Here is a 20,290-nt window from a genome sequence, read left to right as displayed (position 1 = left end):
CGAAAAATAATAATGCAAGAAAGTATTCAACTGGTTATTGATTCTCTGCCGTATCTGCTGAAAGGTGCGGTATTTACGTTGCAGCTCAGTATCGGCGGGATGTTCTTTGGGCTGGTACTGGGATTTATACTGGCCTTAATGCGCTTGTCGCCTGTTCTGCCGGTGCGCTGGCTGGCGCGCTTTTATATCTCCGTGTTTCGCGGCACGCCGCTTATCGCCCAGCTCTTTATGATCTACTACGGCTTACCGCAGTTTGGTATCGAGCTGGATCCGATTCCGGCGGCGATGATTGGCCTGTCGCTCAATACCGCGGCGTACACCTCCGAAACCCTGCGTGCGGCCATCTCCTCCATTGACAAAGGGCAGTGGGAAGCGGCGGCCAGTATCGGGATGACGCCCTGGCAGACGCTGCGCCGGGCTATTCTGCCGCAGGCGGCACGCGTGGCGCTTCCGCCGCTCAGCAACAGCTTTATCAGCCTGGTGAAAGATACCTCCCTGGCGGCAACGATTCAGGTTCCGGAGCTTTTCCGTCAGGCACAGCTCATTACCTCCCGTACGCTTGAGGTCTTTACCATGTATCTGGCCGCCTCGCTGATTTACTGGGTGATGGCGACGGTGCTGTCTGCTCTGCAAAACTACTTCGAAAACCAGCTTAACCGCCAGGAGCGTGATCCAAAATGAGTGCAATTGACGTCAAAAACCTGGTGAAAAAATTCCACGGTCAAACGGTGCTCCACGGGATCGATCTGGAGGTCGAGCAGGGCGAAGTGGTGGCGATTATTGGACCGAGCGGGTCGGGTAAGACGACGCTGCTGCGCAGCATTAACCTGCTTGAACAGCCGGAAGGTGGTACCATCCGCGTCGGGGAGATCACGATTGATACCGGGAAATCCATCAGCCAACAGAAAGGGTTGATTCGCCGCCTGCGCCAGCATGTCGGCTTTGTTTTCCAGAACTTCAACCTTTTCCCGCATCGTACTGTGCTGGAGAACATCATCGAAGGGCCGGTGATCGTTAAAGGTGAGCCAAAAGAAGAAGCGACGGCGCGGGCTCGCGAACTGCTCGCCAAAGTCGGGCTGGCGGGGAAAGAGACCAGCTATCCGCGTCGCCTGTCGGGCGGGCAGCAGCAGCGCGTGGCGATTGCGCGCGCGCTGGCGATGCGCCCGGACGTGATCCTGTTTGATGAACCGACCTCTGCGCTCGATCCGGAACTGGTGGGCGAGGTGCTGAACACCATTCGCCAGCTGGCACAGGAGAAACGTACGATGGTGATCGTGACCCATGAAATGAGCTTTGCGCGCGATGTTGCTGACAGAGCCATCTTTATGGATCAGGGACGGATTGTGGAGCAGGGGCCAGCGAAAAGCCTGTTCGCTAACCCTCAACAGCCGCGAACCCGTCAATTCCTTGAAAAATTCCTTATGCAGTAGCATTTTTGCACGCATTTGCTCCAGAAATTGACTCTGGAGCAAATTATTCTCCCTCTGCGCGAGGGCTTCTGTTTTTTTATTCCATCCAGATCGGATAAACCTTATCGATAGTAAAGTTAATTGTGCTATTGCCGATATTTTGTGGCTAGAAAAAAGTTTTATGTGTTAGCTTATATTCACCATAATAATGATTATCTGTTCAGAGGCTTCATTTAGTAAGTATGAAGGATTTAGACTTTTTCACCTGGCGACGGGATTGCTCCCTCCGGTTTCAGGAATTGACCTGTGCCGCCGAGGTATATCAGGAGCTGGAGCGACAAACTCAGGCGCTGGAATTCGATTATTACGCGCTCTGCGTGCGCCATCCCGTGCCATTTACCCGCCCTAAGATCTCCCTGCAAACCACTTACCCAAAGTTGTGGATGGCGCAATATCAATCCGCGAACTATTTCGCGATTGATCCGGTTTTAAAACCGGAGAATTTCATTCAGGGCCATCTCCCCTGGACAGATGCATTATTCGCCGAGGCGCAGGAATTATGGCACAGCGCCCAGGATCACGGTTTACGCTCGGGAATAACGCAGTGCCTGATGCTGCCAAATCATGCGCTTGGTTTCCTGTCAGTGTCTCGTACGCGTGTACAGGAAGGGCCATTAGCCCATGAAGAAATAGAGCTGCGGTTGCAAATGCTGGTGCAAATGGCCTTAACCTCGCTGATGCGTTTTGACGATGAGATGGTCATGCCGCCGGAAATGAAATTCAGCAAGCGCGAGCGTGAAATTCTGAAATGGACTGCGGAAGGGAAGACGTCAGCGGAAATAGCGATCATTCTCTCGATCTCAGAGAATACGGTTAACTTCCATCAGAAAAATATGCAGAAGAAATTCAACGCGCCCAACAAGACGCAGATCGCGTGCTATGCGGCGGCAACGGGACTGATTTGACGCAGTAAAACGTTCTGCGTGACAGACGAGCGAACGGCTGAATGCACTGCATCCAGCCGTTTTTTGTTACTGGCGGTACGCTTGCTTGATTTGCTTAACGGTGTTAGCAAATACCGCTGATTCAGCCTGGTCTTCCATCTCCGCGATTTGTTTTTCCATTTTAATGATCACACGACCGGCATCAGCCTGGCCCATCGCCTGCAGCATCAGCGTTAGCAGCGCTTTCAGGCAGTTTACTTCCTGTGCCAGTTCCTGGTTATTCTCCGCAGTGGCAAATTCAGGTGTGCTCATTTATTTTCCTCATTATTAAACGGCGCTAAAGCGCGACGACGAAAGTCAAGGCGGCGGAGTATACCACAAGCTGAAGCAAAAAATGCAGCGGTTGTTTTTCGTACTTTTACGCTGATGTTTAATTGCGTAAACAGATCGTACCGGTAAACTCAACCCGCTTAATGATTATTAATTGTTTAGGTCGGGTTCGCTTGCCGTTAATTATTGTTACAAAAAGTTGAACCCTGTTTTTGCGCAGGTTAAGCCAGCCCGTTTTTTGTAACTTTTTGAATACAGATGGTTAAAAAAAGCTGCAAGAGCCCTGAATGCACGGGCTCTCTTTCCACCGCCTGTACAGCCTAATTTCCAAAAACGAGAGCAAAATCGAATAGCCGGTTTTTTAACGTTTTAATCTTGTCAGGAAAACCGTTAATATAAACCAAATTATCACACAGTAGCGTTATCCCTATTCTGGAGACATTTCCTTTGATCAACGTCCTTCTTGTTGATGACCACGAACTGGTGCGCGCAGGGATACGACGCATTCTTGAAGATATTAAAGGTATTAAAGTTGCCGGTGAGGCATGCTGTGGCGAAGATGCGGTAAAATGGTGCCGTACCCACTCCGCCGATGTGGTGCTGATGGATATGAACATGCCCGGTATCGGTGGTCTTGAAGCAACACGCAAAATCGCGCGTACCTTTGTAGACACTAAAGTCATTATGCTGACGGTGCATACCGAAAATCCACTGCCCGCGAAAGTGATGCAGGCGGGGGCCGCGGGTTACCTGAGTAAAGGTGCTGCACCGCAGGAAGTCGTCAATGCTATCCGTTCCGTGTTTGCCGGACAGCGTTATATTGCGTCCGACATCGCTCAGCAGATGGCGCTGAGTCAGATCGAGCCCGAGAAAACCGAATCACCCTTTGCCAGTTTGTCCGAGCGTGAATTGCAGATTATGCTGATGATCACCAAAGGTCAGAAGGTGAATGAGATCTCGGAACAGCTGAATCTCAGCCCGAAAACGGTAAACAGCTATCGTTATCGGATGTTCAGTAAACTGAACATTCATGGTGACGTCGAACTGACGCATCTGGCCATCCGACATGGTTTGTGTAATGCGGAGACGTTGTTAAGTCAGTGAGTGATGTGTTCGATTCAAAAGCATTTCTGAAAACCGTAACCAGCCAGCCTGGCGTCTATCGCATGTATGACGCTGGCGGTACGGTTATCTATGTGGGGAAGGCAAAAGATCTTAAAAAACGCCTTTCCAGCTATTTTCGCAGCAACCTGGCCTCCCGTAAGACCGAAGCGCTGGTCTCACTCATTCAGAATATTGATGTTACCGTCACGCACACGGAGACAGAAGCGCTGCTGCTTGAGCACAACTATATTAAGCTCTACCAGCCGCGCTATAACGTCCTGTTGCGTGATGATAAATCCTATCCGTTCATCTTTCTGAGCGGCGACACCCATCCGCGCCTCGCCATGCACCGTGGTGCAAAACATGCGAAGGGTGAATATTTCGGGCCGTTCCCCAACGGCTATGCCGTGCGAGAAACGCTGGCGCTGCTGCAAAAAATCTTCCCGATCCGCCAGTGTGAAAACAGCGTTTACCGTAACCGTTCGCGCCCGTGCCTGCAGTACCAGATTGGACGCTGCCTGGGACCGTGCGTGGCCGGGCTGGTGAGTGAAGAAGAGTATGCCCAGCAGGTGGAGTATGTGCGCCTGTTCTTAGCCGGCAAGGACGATCAGGTGTTAACGCAGCTGATCGCGCGGATGGAAAAAGCCAGCGCCGCACTCGAGTTCGAAGAGGCCGCGCGTATCCGCGACCAAATCCAGGCGGTGCGCAGAGTGACTGAGAAACAGTTTGTCTCAAATACCGGTGACGATCTCGACGTGATCGGCGTGGCCTTTGACGCCGGGATGGCCTGCGTGCATGTTCTGTTCATACGCCAGGGCAAAGTGCTCGGCAGCCGCAGCTATTTCCCGAAAGTGCCTGGCGGTACCGAACTGGGCGAAGTGGTGGAAACTTTTGTCGGCCAGTTCTATCTGCAGGGCAGCCAGATGCGCACGCTGCCTTCTGAGATCCTGCTCGATTTTAATCTTGACGATAAAACCCTGCTGGCCGATTCGCTCTCTGAACTGGCGGGGCGCCGGGTCAATGTTCAAACCAAACCGCGCGGCGATCGCGCGCGTTATCTGAAGCTGGCGCGGACCAACGCGGCAACGGCGCTGAGCACGAAGCTGTCGCAGCAGTCGACGGTGCACCAGCGTTTAACGGCCCTGGCGGCGCTGCTGAAGCTGCCGGAAGTGAAACGGATGGAGTGTTTCGACATCAGCCATACGATGGGTGAACAGACGGTTGCGTCCTGCGTGGTGTTTGATGCTAACGGTCCGCTGCGCGCCGAGTATCGCCGCTATAACATCACCGGCATCACGCCGGGCGATGACTATGCGGCGATGAATCAGGTGCTGCGTCGTCGCTATGGTAAAGCCATAGAAGAGAGCAAGATCCCCGATGTGATCCTGATTGACGGCGGGAAAGGGCAGCTCGGCCAGGCGAAAGCGGTATTTGAATCGCTTGATGTCAGCTGGGATAAAAACCATCCGCTGCTGCTGGGCGTCGCAAAAGGGGCCGATCGTAAGGCCGGTCTGGAGACACTGTTCTTCGAGCCGGAAGGTGAGGGCTTCAGCCTGCCGCCGGACTCTCCGGCGCTGCACGTCATCCAGCATATTCGCGATGAATCGCACGATCACGCCATCAGCGGTCACCGCAAAAAAAGGGCGAAGGTGAAAAACACCAGCTCACTCGAGACGATCGAAGGCGTGGGGCCAAAACGTCGCCAGATGCTGCTGAAGTATATGGGCGGATTGCAAGGATTACTCAACGCCAGCATGGAGGAAATTGCAAAAGTGCCGGGTATTTCGCAAGGGCTGGCAGAAAAGATCTACTACTCGTTGAAACATTGAGGGCTCTGTAGCAACATAGAGCTAAATTTTACTGACAACAAATAGTTACCGTCACTATGCAATATAACATCCCTACGTTGCTCACTCTTTTTCGTGTTGTACTCATCCCGTTCTTTGTGCTGGCGTTTTACCTGCCGGTTGTCTGGGCACCCTTTGCCTGCGCATTGATCTTCCTTATTGCAGCGGTAACAGACTGGTTTGATGGCTATCTGGCCCGCCGCTGGAATCAAAGCACCCGTTTTGGCGCTTTCCTCGATCCGGTGGCGGATAAGGTGATGGTTGCTATCGCGATGGTGCTGGTGGCCGAGCACTATCACACCTGGTGGGTGACGCTGCCTGCGGCAACCATGATCGGCCGTGAGATTATTATCTCTGCGCTGCGCGAATGGATGGCGGAACTGGGGAAACGCAGCAGCGTGGCGGTCTCGTGGATTGGTAAAGTGAAAACGACGGCGCAGATGGCGGCGCTGGTCTGGATGCTGTGGCGTCCGAACGCCTGGGTTGAGTGGGCGGGGATTGGCCTCCTGTGGGTGGCGGCAGTGCTGACGCTATGGTCAATGCTGCAATATTTGAACGCTGCGCGCGGAGATTTGCTTGATCAGTGATCGTTTCGCCGTAATTTTCAGCAAACGATCCGGGGATGCAAAAAATAACGTTGACTCATAACGTCATATCAGTAGAATGCAACGCATCGAACGGCGGCACAGCAAGCCGGACGATAATGAAATCAAGTGGTTAGACATTTACTTGATGACATGCGGGAATAGCTCAGTTGGTAGAGCACGACCTTGCCAAGGTCGGGGTCGCGAGTTCGAGTCTCGTTTCCCGCTCCAGATTAAAGACATGCGCAGTAGCGGGTGTCAGTTTGAAAAGTTTTACGGCGCGTTAGCAAAGCGGTTATGTAGCGGATTGCAAATCCGTCTAGTCCGGTTCGACTCCGGAACGCGCCTCCACTTTCTTCCCTGGCCGGATGGTGGAATCGGTAGACACAAGGGATTTAAAATCCCTCGGCGTTCGCGCTGTGTGGGTTCAAGTCCCACTCCGGCTACCATGGGAAACAAAGAATAATCAAAGCAATAAGCAGTGTCGTGAAACCACCGAAAGGTGGTTTTTTTGTGCCTCTGGCTTAGCGCGAAGTGAGCGTATCTCATCGTCATCACGATCGTGCTGTGCCCGGAAATTTGCTGCCATACCAGAACGTTAAGCCTAACTCTCTAATATCAAGCCCGGAAAGCAGGGCGATTTTCAGCTAACCTGCAACCAATCTTAAACAAACATTTCACTCGCCAGACACAGGTTGCCGCTGCTGATAAGCTGGTTGGTATCCACCCTGGAGAGCGGAAGGTTATTGTCATGCAATATGAAGAACAGCAGCTTATCAACGGCCTTTTCGAGCGTCTTAAACAGGCCGGACAACAAAACAGCCAACGGGATGCAGATGCAGAGCGTCAGATCGCTGAATTTGTCAGACAGCAGCCTGCGGCCCCCTACTATATGGCGCAGTCGATTTTGATTCAGGAAGCGGCGCTGAAACGCCTGCAGGCCCGGGTTCAGGAGCTTGAAAGCGAATTAGCCGCGCAAAAAAGCAAACCCTCGACGGGCGGCAGCTTCCTCGGCGGCCTGTTTGGTGGCGGGAAAAGTAACCCGCAGCCAGACAACAGCTGGAATGCCCAGCCGCAACAGCCGCCGGCGCAGGATTACTCTCGGGCGCCAGCGTCGGCTACTCGCGGCGGCGGTTTTATGGCTGGTGCGCTCCAGACAGCGGCTGGCGTGGCCGGTGGCATCGCGCTTGCTGAGATGCTTACCAGCATGTTCCATCAGTCGCGGCCGGAAGAGATCGTGAACATCATCGAAGAGCCGACAATGCCCGTCGGTGGTGAACCGTTTGTCGGTAATCAATACGGCGACGTTAATAACGTCTCTGACACCCGTTTCCTCAACCAGAACGATCCGTTCGGCAGTAATAACGATGCCTGGCAGAACGACGATGTAGATGACGACTACAGCAATGACGACGACAGTTTTATTTAACGACGCTATCGTGAAACCACAGAAATGAAGTGAACCCCGAAAGTTGGGTATCCAACGATTAGGGGTTTTGCGTTTCCGGGTCAAAAAAGCCTTCGAGGCTAAGCCTGAAGGCTCATAAATCACATTCTTTTTACTGCTTTTCTTACTAACAAACCTGTAAGAATTGCCGGAAGCAATCCAAACAAAGAGGCGATATCGACTAACGTATCCTCCAGTTCTTCTATCCCGTATGTCCCGAAATGGTCCATCACGGCATAAGCCCATTCGACAGGTATCAAAATAAAAAGCCAGCGCGTATATAAAAGAAAACTGATAAGACCGATTGCAAGGCTGAAGGTGATTTCTATAAAAGTCCTCATGTTACTGTTATTGTCCCGTAAGCTTTAAAGCTCGTGCAAGGTACCGGCATCATAGTTGTTTTCATAAGAGCTTCGTACAAGTAATCAAAGTCACTCAGATGAAGAAGGGTTATACAGCCTTCGCTTAACCCTCTTGGTCCTATCGGATGGAGGCGGAAATGGCCACGCCGGACACCTTCAACAAATACTTGATCATCTATCTGCCAGTCATCTTTGTATAAGGCAAACCATTTTGAGCGATCGGTGCCATAAATATTTTTCAGGGCAAAATCACTTAGTCCTCCGAGCCTGCCTCCGCTCTGTCGGTTCACGATGAAGTAACGTCCTGGCGGGATAGGTCCGATTTCTGGTTTGCTTGCCATAGTCGGATTGTTTCTGCCTTAGAGCTGGCCTGAGAATGCCGGAAAGTTTCCTATACCCGGAACGGTAAGAATAGATGACGGTAAGCCATTCAATGCATAGCGAGCAATAATCATGCTGTAACCCGAATATTCCAGCCGTCAGTAAACTGGATATTCCCGTCGCAGTGCTTCCATGTGATTCTCTCATAACGCAGTTCTATCGCCTCAAGGTGATTGTGTTTTTCCATTGAGGGATTTTTTACGTTATGCATTACAGGCGTTATCCCTACGATTTTCACATTTTCTAAAAGCATGTTGAAATACTCAACTTCATGCCCTGCATCGTTGATACGGTACCATTTGATTTCAGCTGACTTTAGGGTCTGGCCAGTTGCTACAGCCCGGTAAAGGTAAGGCGAGGATGAATCAAACTCTTTTTCGATTGTTAGTGGGGAGTGGACGCGGGTACCGGTTAGTTTCCCTGTATTGCCATCGGTTGGAATGTGTAAACCATGGCCAAACGATAAAACCTCAATGCTACCTTCACGGTGCTGAACATCTACAGAACCTGTAATATTCGCACCTCCGTCATCTTTGAGCCATAAATATGCGGGTATAGCCATTCTGAACGCTCCTTTTCAGTGAGTTTGACGTGATTGTCAAAGACTAATAAATCAACAAACTCAGGCCATCTCAAGGCATTGCGTGCTATACTTTTCGTGAATATCTCATTGTTATTTATATGAAAATATTTCTAATGGTTCCTTAGGTATCAAATCACACCCCGCCCAAATACGCCTTCCTCACCTCCTGATTCCCCAGCAATTCCTCACCGCTTCCGCTCAGCCGAATCTGTCCGTTCACCATCACATACCCGCGGTCAGACAGCTTCAACGCATGGTGCGCATTCTGCTCCACCAGAAAAATGGTCATACCGCTGCGGGCCAACTCGCGCAGCGTCTGGAAGATCTGCTTCACCACAATCGGGGCTAAGCCCAGGCTGGGCTCATCCAGCAGCAGCAGCTTTGGACGGCTCATCAGCGCCCGGGCGATCGCCAGCATCTGCTGTTCCCCGCCGGACATGGTCATCGCGCGCTGCTTGCGCCGCTCTTTAAGGCGAGGGAAAAGGTCAAACATAGTTTGCATATCTTCAGCCGCAAACTGATTGCCGATGGGAATGGTCCCCATCAGCAGGTTCTCTTCCACAGTCATATCCGGGAAGATACGTCTGCCTTCCGGTGCCTGCGCAATGCCGCCGGACGCAACGTAGTGGGTGGATTGATGGCTGATATCTTCACCACAGAACAGGATCTGCCCGCTGCGGATACGGGGTTGACCAAAGATGGACATCAGCAATGTCGATTTACCCGCACCGTTTGCGCCAATCAGCGCCACGGTTTCCCCCTTATTCACCTCAAGAGAGACCTGCTTCAGCGCCTGAATGACGCCGTAAAACACATCCACCTCGCGAAAAGCCAGCAGCGGTTCGCTCATAGGGAGACCTCGCTTTCATCCGTGCCCAGGTAGGCGGCAATGACCTTTTCATCATGCTGGATCTGCTCGGGTTTCCCCCTGGCAATCACATCTCCGTGGTCGAGCACGATAATGTCGTCCGAAATGTCCATCACCATCCCCATATCATGCTCAATCAGCAATACCGTGATGTCGTGATGATCCCGCAGAAAGCGAATAATGCCGCTCAGCTTGTGCGTTTCAACCGGGTTAAGCCCGGCGGCGGGTTCATCCAGACAGATCATTTCCGGCCCGGTACACATTGCCCGCGCAATTTCCAGTCGCCGCTGCTGGCCGTATGACATCTCTCCCGCCAGGCGATTGGCGCACTCCACCAGATCCACTACTTCCAGCCAGTAGAAGGCTCTGTCCAGGGCGTCGCTTTCCGCCCGCCGGTATGCCGGCGTATTTAAGATCCCGGCGAGCAGATTACGGTTAACGCGCATATGCTGCGCGACCAGCAGGTTTTCCACGACCGACATCTCGCGAAAAAGGCGGATATTTTGAAACGTGCGCGCCAGCCCGGCACGGTTGACCAGGTGGGTTCCGCCGAACATTTTGTAGAAAAGACGCTGCCCGAACTGCGAGGGGTTAATCCAGTCGCCGGGCTGGAATTTTTGCCCGAGGACCTGAATCACGTTGGTCGTTTTATGGCGGGTATTAAACAAAATGTTGCCGCCGGAGGCTCTGTAGAAGCCCGTCAGGCAGTTAAACACGGTTGTTTTTCCCGCCCCGTTGGGGCCAATCAGGGCGGTAATGGAGCCGCGCTGCACGTCCAGGTTGACGTCGTTTAGCGCCTTAATCCCGCCAAAATGCATCATCAGATGCTCAACGCGTAATATCGTTTCGTTCATGGTGCGACGCCCTTACGCACGGCAAACCCGCTGCGGTTAATGCGGATCAAACCGCGTGGACGCCAGATCATCATCACCACCATCAGCATGCCGAACAGCAGGACGCGGTACTCGGCAAAACTGCGCAGCAGCTCCGGCGTTACCGTGAGCACAAAGGCGGCCAGCACCACGCCAAGCGTCGAGCCCATCCCGCCCAGCACCACAATGGCGAGGATCAGCGCCGATTCAAAGAAGGTAAAGGAGGTTGGATTCACGAACCCCTGATAGGTGGCGAAGAACACCCCGGCAATGCCTGCGGTGGACGCGCCCAGCGTAAAGGCGGAAAGCTTAACCAGAACATGATTTAACCCCATTGAGCGGCAGGCAATTTCGTCTTCGCGCAGGGCTTCCCACGCCCGACCAATCGGCATGCGCGTCAGGCGGTGCTTGATGTAAAGCACCAGCATCACCACCAGAAACAGCACCGCGTAGATAAAGATAAACTTCATGTTCGGGTTGTAGGTCAGGTGGAAAAACTCGTGGAAGGGCACGCCGCCTTCTTTTGCGCGTCGCCCAAACTCAAGACCGAAAAAGGTGGGGGGAGGGGCAGACACGCCGTTGGGGCCGCCGGTGAAGGTCAGCCAGTTGTTCAGTATCAGGCGAATGATCTCCCCGAAGCCGAGGGTGACGATGGCCAGATAGTCACCGTGCATGCGCAGTACCGGGAAGCCGAGCAGGGCACCTGCGGCAGCGGCCATGATTGCCGCGAGCGGCAGCATGCTCCAGAAGCCCAGGCCGAGATACTGGTATCCCAGCGCCAGGCCGTACGCACCAATCGCATAGAACGCGACATACCCCAGATCCAGCAGACCGGCCAGGCCCACGACGATGTTCAGCCCCAGACCGAGAAGCACGTAGATCAGCCCGAGGATGGCGACGGTCAGCACATATTTAGTGGCGACAAACGGAAAGCAAATCGCAAGGGTAATCACCAGGGGAATGATCCAGCGCATGCGGCTTTTGTAATCCGGTGGCCGGACATAAACGCCCGCGCTGTCGGCCTCGAAGCGCGCCTGGAAGCGGGCCCCGGCAGCGGTACCTAAAAAAGTGCTCAACAGAAAACGCCCCGCCATGACAATGCCCACCATCCAGGCCAGGCGCTGCCCGGCGAAGGTAAAGCTATACCCGTCCAGCACCACGCCCGCGATAGGGCCGAAGATAATCAGCGCAATCAGCCCGGAAAAAATTGAATCCAGAATGCAGCGTTTAAGTGAAAAACCGTGTGACGTCATCATTGTCTCCCTCACACTTTGGCCACAATCGGGCGCCCGAGCAGCCCCTGAGGGCGGAAAATCAGGATCATCACCAGCAGGCCAAACGAGAAGACGTCTTTATAGTCCGAGTTCACCATGCCCGAGAACTGCGCTTCCGCCACGCCCAGGATAAGGCCACCGAGCATGGCGCCGGGGAGGGAGCCGATGCCGCCAAGTACCGCCGCCGTGAAAGCTTTAATGCCGATCACGAACCCGACGTAGAAATCAAAGGTGCCGTAGTTCATGGTGATCAGCACCCCCGCCAGGCCCGCCATCGCCGCGCCGATGACGAAGACCAGCGAAATAATCCGGTCGGTGTTAATCCCCAGAATGGAGGCCATTTTGCGATCCTGCTGCACCGCACGGCACATCCGCCCCAGCCGGGTACGGTTGATTATCCAGGTGAGCACCAGCATGCCGGCAAACGAGGCCACCAGAATAAACACTTTGGTGTAGGTTATCTGCACGAACCCTTCGCCCAGATGCAGGCGAATCACGCCGTCCAGCATGGTTGGTACCCCTTGCTGGCGCGGGCCCTGGCTCAGCTGCGCGTAGTTTTGCAGGATAAGCGATATCCCGATGGCGGAGATCAGCGGTGCCAGGCGCGTGGAGTTGCGCAGCGGCTTATAGGCGATACGCTCGATGGTCCAGCCGTACACCCCGGTGACCACAATGGTGAACACCAGCGTGCCTAGGATCAGCAGCGGGAAGGACTGCAGGCCGAAGAATGAGAGCAGCGCCAGGCCAATGGCGCAGAGATAGGCGGAAATCATATACACTTCGCCGTGGGCGAAATTAATCATGCCGATAATGCCGTACACCATGGTGTAGCCGATGGCGATCAGGCCGTAGACGGAACCCAGCGTTAAGCCATTGATTAACTGTTGCAGGAAGAATGTACTCATTTTAGCGCGCTCGTTTTATAGGCTGCGCGAGCCGCGCAGCCTGATGTTTATTACGCGCCGACGGGCGAGCCCATCGACGTTGAGCGTGACTCCGTCCCGTTACTCCACTTCCTTATATTTTCCTTTGTCGTCCCACTGGTAAACCACGTAGTCAGAGACTTTCAGATCGCCTTTGCTGTCCCAGGCTTTTTTGCCCATCACCGTGTCGACGGAATTGGCCTTCAGCCACTCGCTGGCTTTGGCAGAGTCCTTGCCGCCGGTGGCCTTGAAGGCCGCGGCAATCGCCTGTACCGAGGCGTAGGAGTAGAGGGTGTAACCTTCCGGCTCGAATTTACCGGCGCGGAATTTCTCGATTACCGCTTTGCCGTCCGGGATCAGGCGCGGATCTTTACCGAAGGTCATGTAAATGCCATTGGTATATTGCGGGCCGCCCGCCGCGGTCACCATCTCTTCGTTGACGATACAGTCCCCGGAGAAGAATTTCGCCTGCACGCCCTGCTCACGCATCTGGCGAACCAGCGGGCCGGCTTCCGGATGACAGCCCCCGAAGAACACGACGTCCGGTTTTTGCGCGCCGATCTTAGTGACCAGCGCGTTAAAGTCTTTTTCACCGCGGGATAACCCCTCGTACATCACATCCTGAACCCCGCGTTTCGCCAGCGCCGCTTTGGTGGCGTCAGCCAGGCCCTGACCATAGGTGTCTTTATCGTGAATAATCACCACCCGTTTGGCTTTCAGCTTGTCGATGATGAAGTCGCTGGCCACCTGGCCCTGCTGGTCATCGCGGCCGCACATGCGGAACATGTCGCTCATGCCGCGTTCGGTAATCAGCGGGTTGGTTGAACCGGGGGTAATAGCGATGATCCCCGCATCGCTGTAAACCTCGGAGGCGGGCATGGTGGAAGAGGAGCAGAAATGACCGACCACGGCGTTGACTTTATCCTGGTCGACTAAGCGGTTGGCCACCGCCACCGCCTGCTTAGGCTCGCAGGCGTCATCCCCCTGAACCAGTTTGATCTTCTCGCCGTTAATGCCGCCGGCGGCGTTAATGTCTTCAGCGGCCTGCGTTGCGCCGTGCCAGTACTGATCGCCATAGGTGGCATTAGGACCCGTGAACGGCCCGGCCACGCCAATCACGATATCTGCCCTGGCGGAAAACGCCGTCACCAGGCAACCGGCCAACACGAGAGAAAGCGGAGTTCTGATAAATTTCAGCGACATTATTATGTTCCTTAGCAAAGAGGTTTTTGCACCACGGCGTAAACCCGAACGCCCGACGGCGCAGCCAATCCGAAACACGAGCAAGAACAAAATGCACTAAACGAACAAGATACAGACGGCATCCTGCATATACGGCGAGGTTTCCCTGCGCAGCGTCGCGCGAAGAACATTAAGCAAAAACGTTGCCAGAATGGTTAACCCATTGACGGGCCTGTGACATGTTTGAGTATAGAGCGCCGCGTTATGCCGCCTTGCGGGAGGAGAAGAAATTACAGCGGAGATCACATATCGTTAACAATAAAGCCCATAAGTTGTGCAAAGGTCACGATTTGCACGTTTTTGCAGCAATAAAGACCTAAACTTCAGCCCGGAGAGGCGTGAGATATGTGTTAGGATCGTTTCCTTTTTATCAGGAGTGTCAGCGATGACTGAAGGCCCATTAAATGAAAGCGAAATGGCGTGGCTTGAAGAGACGTTAATGTCTTACGGTCATGACGATGCGTCCGTGCTTGACGTGTCTGAACTGGACGGCATGTTTACCGCAGTGCTTTCCGGTCCTGTTGTCGTTGAGCCAGATACCTGGCTGGTGGCGGTGTGGGGTGGCGAGAAATACATTCCGCGCTGGAAAAACGATCGCGAGATGAACCGTTTTATCGATCTTTGCTTTAAGCATATGAACGATATTGCCGAGCGCCTGAGCGAATATCCGGACCAGTTTGAACCGATGTTTGGCTATAACGACATTGACGGTGAGAGCTATACCGTGGTGGAAGAGTGGTGCTACGGCTACATGCGCGGCGTGGCGCTGACGGACTGGTCAGCCTTGCCGGACGAGCTGAAGGCCGATCTGGATGTGATTGCGCTGCACGGTAGCGAAGAGATCGGCGACCAGCTGGATGAATTGACCGAAGAAGAATATACCGCCAGCATTGAACGTATTCAGCCTGCGGCGCTGCGCTTGTATAACTACTGGGTGAACAATCCGCAGCAGCCGGAGGTGAAGAAGCCGATGGTGAACGGCACGAAGGTTGGGCGTAACGATCCGTGTCCTTGCGGCAGCGGGAAGAAGTTCAAGAGCTGCTGTTTGCACTGATAAAAAAGGGGCTGATGACAGCCCCTTTTTTATTAACCCACTTCCGGCAGCATCCCGGCTGCAATCAGTACCTGCACCAGAATAATCACTACCCCGCAGCCAAACACAACGCACAGCAGCGGTTTTCCCCCCGCCACGCGGTAACCCTGCTGCGGATGCTGCTGGCGGCTCTTCCACGCCAGCAGGGAAGGGAGGAGCAGGGCAAGGACCGAGAGCGCCACCCCCGCATACCCCAGCGCCATCACAAACCCGCGTGGATAAAACAGCGCAAAGGCCAGCGGCGGCAGGAAGGTGATGGCCCCGGTCTGTAATCGTCCTGCGGCGGTATTGCGGCGCTGGAACAGGTCGGCCAGATAGTCAAACAGGCCAAGCGCCACGCCCAGAAACGAGGTTGCCAGCGCCAGGTCGGCAAAGAGGTGTACCGCCAGCTCCACGTGCGGGGAGGTGACGACCTCGCGCAGCGCCAGCAGAAAACCGTTCAGGCCTGCGTGCTGTGCCATCAGGCCAATAAAGGTTGAAGAGTCGATGCTGCCCAGGGTCACCAGCTGCCAGAAAATGTAGGCAATCAGCGGGATCGCGCTGCCGATAACAAAGACGCGGCGCAGCTTGCGAATATCGCCGTTCATATAGCTGACGATGCTCGGCACGCTGCCGTGGAAGCCAAACGAGGTGAAAATGACCGGGATGGCGGAAAGCGCCAGCCCTTTTTCCAGCGGCAGCGTCAGCAGATTGACCTGATGAACATGCGGTGCCAGCAGGACCAGCATGACAATCAGGAACAGAATTTTGGCGCTGAACAGGAAACGGTTAAACAGATCCACCAGCGACGTTCCCACGCAGACCACGCCGCCGCCGATGAGCGCAAAGAAGATGGCGCCCGTCGCCGGGGTAATGTCAGAGCCAAACCAGTCGTTAACGCTGGAAGCGATCAACTCCCCGGCCCCGCTGATGTAGGCGGCGGTCAGGGCGTACATCAGGAACATCATGCTGAAGCCGGTTATCCACTGGCCGTAGCGTCCCAGGTAGCGCGCCGCGAGGGAACCCAGACCGGTATCGGCGGGCACATGCTGGTAAACCTCAAGCAACAGCAGGGCGGTGTAGCACATCAGCGCCCAGAGCGTCCCCAGCAGCAGCAGGGTCATGCCAAATCCCACGCCCGCGGCTGCCAGAGGCATTGCCAGCATTCCTGCGCCAATCGTCGTTCCGGCGACGATAAAAATACTTCCCAGAGTTCTGTTTTTCACGCTTTCCTCTACAACGCTTCTTAACCGCGACAAAATCTGCGGCGCAGAGTAAGGGAAAAGCCGTAACTCGTCAAATCACCGTTACAAGTGGTGTAATGAATGTTTTACACATTAATGTTCCTCTGACCCTTTATAGGCTTCCGCCTACTACATGAGGGCAATGTTGCTGAGCAACATTTCGGCGTAACGTAAACAATTAATATAAATTATCAAATAAAGTGAGGGTTTTATGGCGGGGGAGAATCCTTTTACCGCGGCATGGAGCCGTGGAGGCAACCTGTTGTGCCATGGCCACTGGATAATCCACTGGCAGAACCAGCCCCTGATACTTCCGGAGTCCCGCCGCGAAAAAGATATGGGCACCTGGGGAATCTATTCGGTTATTGATCCTGAGGATGAGACCTTTGCACAAGGCTTACAGGAAGATGAGTGGATCATAGCGAATGTCGACTGGTTGACGGATATGTTTTTCGAGATGGGAATTGCGCTGGAGACGGCCAGCTACCGCTATTTTTACCAGGCCGTGAATCCTCACGACTGGCGCTGCACCAGCTGCGCTGGGTGTATGTAAATTAACGCGGTGCAGGGAGCCCGCACCGCGCTGAAATTAATTCTGCGTATCCAGCGTGGAAAGTTCTTTATCAATAAAGTAAAGACCTTCGCCTGATTTCCCCACCAGAGATAATTTATCCAGCACGGATTTAAACAGCTTCTCTTCTTCATGCTGTTCGGCGACATACCACTGCAGGAAATTGAAGGTTGGATAATCCTGACTGGTCATCGCGGCATGAACCAGTTCGTTAATTTTCTGGGTGATCAGCTGCTCGTGCTCGTAGGTGGCGCGGAACAGTTCATCGAGAGAATTATATTCAGCAAATGGGGATGCCACGGTTTCAATGCGCGGCAGGCTGCCGGTATCCGTCAGATAATCAAACAGACGCTGCATGTGCGTCATCTCTTCCTGCGCGTGACGACGCAGAAACGCGGCAGCGCCTTCGAAGCTGTGATAGCTGCACCAGGCGCTCATCTGCTGGTAGAGAAGGGATGAATACAGCTCAAGATTCATTTGTGCGTTGAGCTTGTCGATCATTTCAGTTTTCAGCATGGCGGCGCTCCGGGTTATTATTTCTGGTTCACAATGAGCGACACTATAATTTGTTATTTAATTATTTGCAAAACGTAAAATATTTATTTTATTTATTTAAAATACGAATGGGAATAAAACGCATTGGCGATTTTATCATTTATTAATGAGAATTGTTTTTGTTCGTAATGAAATAAACTGCCAGCCTGCGCTGGCAGTCTGGATTAATACCACGGATTGTTTGACTTAGGGTTCACGGCATAACCCATACATTTATACTGGATAGTCACGCTCTCGTTCAGACACAACGAGCCGCTAATGAGGGTGCAGGTTTTAATGGGCTGACCATAGGCTGAGGCCGTGGCGTACCCCATGCTCTGACACGCTTTTGCCGCCGTACCGTTATTCACATACTCATCGGAATACGCATTTTGCAGCGCTGCCTGACCGTAGTTAAGGCGGACGATGCCGTTCGGCGCATCGAGGCTGCTGACTTCAGCCCGGCGGTTAATGCTGCACCCCGCGAGCAGGAGGAGTGTGCCGGCTACAATGACTCTTTTCATGGTTCGCTCTGAGTGGATGGAAATACGTTATCGTACCCGCAGATGCCCGCCGCAATGGCTGGAATAGCCGGACAATCTGCCCTCACTCTTCGCAACGGGTTGATGGTGAACGCGATCAGACCCCATTCTGATTAAATTGTGATTTCTATCACAAAAGCATTGATTTTTGTGATGGTGGTCATATTATAGGCGCATTGACGATAAAGTTGTATAACAAGTTGATGGAGCATCACTGTGAAACTGCGCAAAATCCTGAAAAGTATGTGGGCCAATTACTGCCGCACGTTCAAAGACGTGCCGCCGGGCGCCATGTTCTGATAAAAAAACCTGCTTCGGCAGGTTTTTTTATACCTGCAGACGTTGAAGGGAAGATGTCAGGGGGCGTGTTTTGATACTATGGCGGCCTTTAAATAAGGAGAAACCCCATGTCACAAAACCTGAGCGCCGATCAGGAACTGGTCTCTGACGTTGTCGCCTGCCAGCTGGTTATCAAACAAATCCTGGATGTTCTGGACGTGATTGCGCCGGTTGAAGTGCGCGAGAAGATGTCTACCCAGCTGAAAAACATCGATTTTGCCAGCCATCCTGCTGCCGCTGACCCGGTAACGCTTCGTGCGATCCAGAAGGCCATCGCGCTGATCGAGCTGCGATTCACGCCGCAGGGTGAGTCCCACTGACGCAGGGAAATGGGCGACGGCATGCGTCGCCCTTTGATGTTATCAGAAGAACGTCTGGACCAGCAGGTAGCTCGCGGCACACGCGCAGCTTACCCCAATCAGCCCTGGCAAAATAAAGCTGTGGTTGATGATAAATTTACCGATGCGGGTCGTGCCTGACCGGTCAAAGCCGATGCAGGCCAAATCGCTGGGATAGGTCGGCAGGACAAAATAGCCGTAAGACGCCGGGAAAAAGGCGATCAGCATTTTCGGGTCGATGCCCAACATCAACCCCATCGGCGCCACCGCCGTCAGCGCCGCCGCCTGGCTGTTCACCAGTTTTGACACCAGAAACAGCACAATCGCATATGTCCACGGGTGGCTTTTCACCACGCCTTCCAGGGCCAGCTTTAACTCGTCGAGATGCGCCTGGAAAAAGGTATCGCTCATCCACGCCACGCCGAATACCGAGAAGATCGCAACCATACCGGCCTTGAACACCGCGCCGTTGGAAATCGCGGAGGCATTGACCTTACAGGCCATCAGCATCACGGCACCCGCAATTAGCATCATCATCTGGATGACAAGGTTCATCGACAGCGCCGTCATTTTGCCTTTCAGTTCAAAGGCGGGGCGCAGCTCAGGGAAGGCCCCCAGCAGAACGACCACGGCAATGCCGGCAAAGAAAATCCACGTGGACCAGTAGGCCTGTTTTGGGAAACGCTGATTCATTAACGTCTCTGTTCCGCCGTAGATAAACTCGCGCTGCTTAGGATCTTTTAGCTTTTCCTGAAACTCCATGTCGTCCGCCAAATCTTTCCCGCGCCGTAAACTCCACAGTGCAGCAATAGCCACGCCGAAAAGTGAAGCGGGAACCGACACGGCGAGAATTTCCAGAATTCCCCACGCGTGGCCGATCCCATGCTGGGCCGCCAGGATGGACACCAGCGACACGACGGCAACGGAAACGGGGGAGGCCGTGATGGCCATCTGCGACGCGACCGACGCCACGGCCATAGGGCGCTCCGGGCGGATCCCTTTTTTCAGGGCGATATCCGCAATAATCGGGAACATGGTGTAGACCACATGGCCGGTGCCGCACAGAAAGGTCAGCATCCAGGTGGTAAACGGGGCGAGCAGGGTGATGTGCTGCGGGTGTTTGCGCAGCAGACGTTCCGCAAACTGCATCATCACGTTGAGACCGCCCGCCGTTTGCAGGGTAGCGGCACAGCCGATCACCGCGAGGATGGTCAGCATGACGTCAACCGGCGGTTTACCCGGCTGCAGACCAAAGACGAAACATAAAATAAAAAGACCAATACCGCTGATTAACCCAAGCCCCATACCGCCGAAACGCGTACCCGTCAGCAGGCAGAGGAGAATGACAACAAACTCAATGGTGATCATGATGCTCCCTCGTCAATGATTATGTAATTAAATAAATCATCACACGTTGTGTGGTTAATCATTGGGAGCCAGATCTGATTTGTTAAATTTCAGCAAAAGCAGAAGGTTGGAG

General features: G+C 53.7%; 24 protein-coding genes and 3 tRNA genes. 14 read left to right on the top strand and 13 right to left on the bottom strand.

The features are described from left to right. The first annotated feature begins 12 nt into the window (after positions 1 to 12). The 3 genes from tcyL (at position 13) to sdiA (ending at position 2,374) form a co-directional block, all read left to right on the top strand. Positions 13 to 681 (top strand): cystine ABC transporter permease, encoded by a 669-nt coding sequence (gene tcyL / locus L362_RS12765; protein WP_008500342.1) that lies wholly within the window; start codon positions 13 to 15, stop codon positions 679 to 681. After that, on the top strand, positions 678 to 1,430 hold the full coding sequence (gene tcyN, locus L362_RS12770) for an L-cystine ABC transporter ATP-binding protein TcyN (RefSeq protein ID WP_008500343.1): 753 nt from the start codon (positions 678 to 680) through the stop codon (positions 1,428 to 1,430). The genes tcyL and tcyN overlap by 4 nt, the downstream gene beginning before the upstream one ends. A gap of 221 nt (positions 1,431 to 1,651) precedes the next feature. Then, on the top strand, positions 1,652 to 2,374 hold the full coding sequence (gene sdiA, locus L362_RS12775; RefSeq protein ID WP_008500344.1) for a transcriptional regulator SdiA: 723 nt from the start codon (positions 1,652 to 1,654) through the stop codon (positions 2,372 to 2,374). A 66-nt stretch (positions 2,375 to 2,440) separates the two neighbouring features. Here sdiA and L362_RS12780 read toward each other — a convergent pair whose 3' ends face one another. After that, entirely contained in the window at positions 2,441 to 2,665 is a 225-nt protein-coding gene (locus L362_RS12780; protein ID WP_008500345.1) for a DUF2594 family protein, read from the bottom strand. Positions 2,666 to 3,130: 465 nt separating this feature from the next. Here L362_RS12780 and uvrY point away from each other — a divergent pair, with 465 nt between their 5' ends. From uvrY to L362_RS12815, 7 genes are all read left to right on the top strand, one after another. Then, a complete protein-coding gene (gene uvrY / locus L362_RS12785) occupies positions 3,131 to 3,787 on the top strand; it encodes a UvrY/SirA/GacA family response regulator transcription factor (RefSeq protein WP_008500346.1) in 657 nt (218 codons plus the stop codon). Continuing rightward, the gene (gene uvrC / locus L362_RS12790; protein WP_008500347.1) at positions 3,784 to 5,616 is read left to right on the top strand and encodes an excinuclease ABC subunit UvrC; all 1,833 of its coding nucleotides are present in this window, start codon (positions 3,784 to 3,786) and stop codon (positions 5,614 to 5,616) included. Before uvrY ends, uvrC begins: the two co-directional genes overlap by 4 nt. Before the next feature lie 56 nt (positions 5,617 to 5,672). Continuing rightward, positions 5,673 to 6,221 carry a CDP-diacylglycerol--glycerol-3-phosphate 3-phosphatidyltransferase gene (gene pgsA, locus L362_RS12795; protein ID WP_008500348.1) on the top strand — a complete coding sequence of 183 codons (549 nt, stop codon included), beginning with the start codon at positions 5,673 to 5,675 and terminating at the stop codon, positions 6,219 to 6,221. Positions 6,222 to 6,373: 152 nt separating this feature from the next. Then, positions 6,374 to 6,449, top strand: a tRNA-Gly gene (locus L362_RS12800). Between the two features lie 46 nt (positions 6,450 to 6,495). Beyond that, positions 6,496 to 6,569 (top strand) — tRNA-Cys (locus L362_RS12805). Between the two features lie 11 nt (positions 6,570 to 6,580). Next, a tRNA-Leu gene (locus tag L362_RS12810) sits at positions 6,581 to 6,667 on the top strand. Positions 6,668 to 6,969: 302 nt separating this feature from the next. After that, positions 6,970 to 7,647, top strand: coding sequence for a DUF2076 domain-containing protein (locus tag L362_RS12815; protein ID WP_023344447.1), 678 nt, complete (start codon positions 6,970 to 6,972; stop codon positions 7,645 to 7,647). Between the two features lie 119 nt (positions 7,648 to 7,766). Here L362_RS12815 and L362_RS0123015 read toward each other — a convergent pair whose 3' ends face one another. From L362_RS0123015 to L362_RS12845, 8 genes are all read right to left on the bottom strand, one after another. After that, positions 7,767 to 8,006 (bottom strand): hypothetical protein, encoded by a 240-nt coding sequence (locus L362_RS0123015; protein WP_023325544.1) that lies wholly within the window; start codon positions 8,004 to 8,006, stop codon positions 7,767 to 7,769. Then, the gene (locus L362_RS0123010; RefSeq protein WP_230469171.1) at positions 8,003 to 8,368 is read right to left on the bottom strand and encodes a DUF2778 domain-containing protein; all 366 of its coding nucleotides are present in this window, start codon (positions 8,366 to 8,368) and stop codon (positions 8,003 to 8,005) included. Before L362_RS0123010 ends, L362_RS0123015 begins: the two co-directional genes overlap by 4 nt. A gap of 110 nt (positions 8,369 to 8,478) precedes the next feature. Beyond that, positions 8,479 to 8,970: an Hcp family type VI secretion system effector gene (locus L362_RS12820; protein WP_023344446.1), complete on the bottom strand. Its 492-nt coding sequence runs from the start codon at positions 8,968 to 8,970 to the stop codon at positions 8,479 to 8,481. Between the two features lie 154 nt (positions 8,971 to 9,124). Next, positions 9,125 to 9,841 (bottom strand): ABC transporter ATP-binding protein, encoded by a 717-nt coding sequence (locus tag L362_RS12825; RefSeq protein WP_008500393.1) that lies wholly within the window; start codon positions 9,839 to 9,841, stop codon positions 9,125 to 9,127. Further along, complete coding sequence (locus L362_RS12830; protein WP_023344445.1) at positions 9,838 to 10,713, bottom strand: ATP-binding cassette domain-containing protein; 876 nt, start codon at positions 10,711 to 10,713, stop codon at positions 9,838 to 9,840. The genes L362_RS12825 and L362_RS12830 overlap by 4 nt, the downstream gene beginning before the upstream one ends. Next, positions 10,710 to 11,984, bottom strand: a complete 1,275-nt coding sequence (gene livM / locus L362_RS12835) for a high-affinity branched-chain amino acid ABC transporter permease LivM (protein ID WP_032637795.1) — start codon at positions 11,982 to 11,984, stop codon at positions 10,710 to 10,712. Before livM ends, L362_RS12830 begins: the two co-directional genes overlap by 4 nt. An 11-nt stretch (positions 11,985 to 11,995) precedes the next feature. After that, positions 11,996 to 12,910 (bottom strand): ABC transporter permease subunit, encoded by a 915-nt coding sequence (locus L362_RS12840; RefSeq protein ID WP_008500397.1) that lies wholly within the window; start codon positions 12,908 to 12,910, stop codon positions 11,996 to 11,998. A gap of 99 nt (positions 12,911 to 13,009) precedes the next feature. Continuing rightward, positions 13,010 to 14,131 carry a branched-chain amino acid ABC transporter substrate-binding protein gene (locus L362_RS12845; protein WP_008500398.1) on the bottom strand — a complete coding sequence of 374 codons (1,122 nt, stop codon included), beginning with the start codon at positions 14,129 to 14,131 and terminating at the stop codon, positions 13,010 to 13,012. A gap of 424 nt (positions 14,132 to 14,555) precedes the next feature. Between L362_RS12845 and L362_RS12850 the strand changes: the two genes are divergently transcribed. After that, positions 14,556 to 15,224, top strand: coding sequence for a YecA/YgfB family protein (locus L362_RS12850; RefSeq protein WP_023293977.1), 669 nt, complete (start codon positions 14,556 to 14,558; stop codon positions 15,222 to 15,224). A gap of 32 nt (positions 15,225 to 15,256) precedes the next feature. Here L362_RS12850 and tyrP read toward each other — a convergent pair whose 3' ends face one another. Then, complete coding sequence (gene tyrP / locus L362_RS12855) at positions 15,257 to 16,468, bottom strand: tyrosine transporter TyrP (RefSeq protein ID WP_032637793.1); 1,212 nt, start codon at positions 16,466 to 16,468, stop codon at positions 15,257 to 15,259. A 229-nt stretch (positions 16,469 to 16,697) separates the two neighbouring features. On the opposite strand from tyrP, the gene L362_RS12860 reads away from it, so the two are divergent. Further along, entirely contained in the window at positions 16,698 to 17,039 is a 342-nt protein-coding gene (locus tag L362_RS12860; protein ID WP_023293975.1) for a hypothetical protein, read from the top strand. Between the two features lie 36 nt (positions 17,040 to 17,075). On the opposite strand, the gene ftnA is transcribed toward L362_RS12860, so the two are convergent. Continuing rightward, positions 17,076 to 17,573, bottom strand: coding sequence for a non-heme ferritin (gene ftnA / locus L362_RS12865; protein WP_008500403.1), 498 nt, complete (start codon positions 17,571 to 17,573; stop codon positions 17,076 to 17,078). Between the two features lie 203 nt (positions 17,574 to 17,776). Then, positions 17,777 to 18,115, bottom strand: coding sequence for a YecR family lipoprotein (gene yecR, locus L362_RS12870; protein ID WP_023344442.1), 339 nt, complete (start codon positions 18,113 to 18,115; stop codon positions 17,777 to 17,779). Between the two features lie 234 nt (positions 18,116 to 18,349). Between yecR and azuC the strand changes: the two genes are divergently transcribed. Together azuC and L362_RS12875 are read left to right on the top strand one after the other, a co-directional pair. After that, positions 18,350 to 18,433, top strand: a complete 84-nt coding sequence (gene azuC / locus L362_RS24650) for a stress response protein AzuC (protein WP_014884364.1) — start codon at positions 18,350 to 18,352, stop codon at positions 18,431 to 18,433. A gap of 107 nt (positions 18,434 to 18,540) precedes the next feature. Next, positions 18,541 to 18,792, top strand: a complete 252-nt coding sequence (locus L362_RS12875) for a DUF2766 family protein (protein ID WP_008500405.1) — start codon at positions 18,541 to 18,543, stop codon at positions 18,790 to 18,792. A gap of 42 nt (positions 18,793 to 18,834) precedes the next feature. Here L362_RS12875 and L362_RS12880 read toward each other — a convergent pair whose 3' ends face one another. Then, positions 18,835 to 20,178, bottom strand: a complete 1,344-nt coding sequence (locus L362_RS12880) for an anaerobic C4-dicarboxylate transporter (RefSeq protein WP_008500406.1) — start codon at positions 20,176 to 20,178, stop codon at positions 18,835 to 18,837. Positions 20,179 to 20,290: the final 112 nt, after the last annotated feature.

The sequence above is a fragment of the Enterobacter sp. MGH 16 genome (genome assembly GCF_000493175.1).
Classification (GTDB): Bacteria; Pseudomonadota; Gammaproteobacteria; order Enterobacterales; family Enterobacteriaceae; genus Enterobacter; species Enterobacter roggenkampii.
The sequence above is the reverse complement of the archived record's forward strand: the minus strand, read 5'-3'. Positions and strand labels throughout refer to the sequence as shown.

Bases quoted from the DNA above. Each gene is read 5' to 3' on its own strand.
- tcyL (WP_008500342.1), top strand. From the start codon at position 13: ATGCAAGAAAGTATTCAACTGGTTATTGATTCTCTGCCGTATCTGCTG.
- tcyN (WP_008500343.1), top strand. From the start codon at position 678: ATGAGTGCAATTGACGTCAAAAACCTGGTGAAAAAATTCCACGGTCAA.
- sdiA (WP_008500344.1), top strand. From the start codon at position 1,652: ATGAAGGATTTAGACTTTTTCACCTGGCGACGGGATTGCTCCCTCCGG.
- L362_RS12780 (WP_008500345.1), bottom strand. From the start codon at position 2,665: ATGAGCACACCTGAATTTGCCACTGCGGAGAATAACCAGGAACTGGCA.
- pgsA (WP_008500348.1), top strand. From the start codon at position 5,673: ATGCAATATAACATCCCTACGTTGCTCACTCTTTTTCGTGTTGTACTC.
- L362_RS12815 (WP_023344447.1), top strand. From the start codon at position 6,970: ATGCAATATGAAGAACAGCAGCTTATCAACGGCCTTTTCGAGCGTCTT.
- L362_RS0123015 (WP_023325544.1), bottom strand. From the start codon at position 8,006: ATGAGGACTTTTATAGAAATCACCTTCAGCCTTGCAATCGGTCTTATC.
- L362_RS0123010 (WP_230469171.1), bottom strand. From the start codon at position 8,368: ATGGCAAGCAAACCAGAAATCGGACCTATCCCGCCAGGACGTTACTTC.
- L362_RS12820 (WP_023344446.1), bottom strand. From the start codon at position 8,970: ATGGCTATACCCGCATATTTATGGCTCAAAGATGACGGAGGTGCGAAT.
- L362_RS12825 (WP_008500393.1), bottom strand. From the start codon at position 9,841: ATGAGCGAACCGCTGCTGGCTTTTCGCGAGGTGGATGTGTTTTACGGC.
- L362_RS12830 (WP_023344445.1), bottom strand. From the start codon at position 10,713: ATGAACGAAACGATATTACGCGTTGAGCATCTGATGATGCATTTTGGC.
- livM (WP_032637795.1), bottom strand. From the start codon at position 11,984: ATGACGTCACACGGTTTTTCACTTAAACGCTGCATTCTGGATTCAATT.
- L362_RS12840 (WP_008500397.1), bottom strand. From the start codon at position 12,910: ATGAGTACATTCTTCCTGCAACAGTTAATCAATGGCTTAACGCTGGGT.
- L362_RS12845 (WP_008500398.1), bottom strand. From the start codon at position 14,131: ATGTCGCTGAAATTTATCAGAACTCCGCTTTCTCTCGTGTTGGCCGGT.
- L362_RS12850 (WP_023293977.1), top strand. From the start codon at position 14,556: ATGACTGAAGGCCCATTAAATGAAAGCGAAATGGCGTGGCTTGAAGAG.
- L362_RS12860 (WP_023293975.1), top strand. From the start codon at position 16,698: ATGGCGGGGGAGAATCCTTTTACCGCGGCATGGAGCCGTGGAGGCAAC.
- ftnA (WP_008500403.1), bottom strand. From the start codon at position 17,573: ATGCTGAAAACTGAAATGATCGACAAGCTCAACGCACAAATGAATCTT.
- yecR (WP_023344442.1), bottom strand. From the start codon at position 18,115: ATGAAAAGAGTCATTGTAGCCGGCACACTCCTCCTGCTCGCGGGGTGC.
- L362_RS12875 (WP_008500405.1), top strand. From the start codon at position 18,541: ATGTCACAAAACCTGAGCGCCGATCAGGAACTGGTCTCTGACGTTGTC.
- L362_RS12880 (WP_008500406.1), bottom strand. From the start codon at position 20,178: ATGATCACCATTGAGTTTGTTGTCATTCTCCTCTGCCTGCTGACGGGT.